1 protein-coding gene is annotated in these 231 nt (G+C 42.4%); it reads left to right on the plus strand.

The window, feature by feature from the left end:
* Positions 1–195 (plus strand): hypothetical protein (locus AC6UDE_RS07260; RefSeq protein ID WP_500697074.1); only part of this gene is annotated, 195 nt, incomplete at its 5' end.
* Positions 196–231: the final 36 nt, after the last annotated feature.

A 231-nucleotide genomic window follows, 5' to 3' on the forward strand; every position in this document is an offset into this window, starting at 1 on the left:
GGTTTAGCGCCCGCCAGTAATCCGCGTTTAGCTGTAGTAGTATTAATTAATGAGCCCGGTGGAGATGTTTATTACGGCGGCGCGACGGCAGGACCTGCGTTTGCTGAAATAATTTCTAATTCATTAAGAATTTTAAACGTAGCGCCTGATAAAGGCTCGGTTGCCTACGTGAAGGGCATAGATGATGATGCGTGATTTAAAAATAATTTTACAAAAAATAGAAGTAGCAGC

This window comes from Fructilactobacillus sp. X2R5C3 (assembly GCF_059901325.1).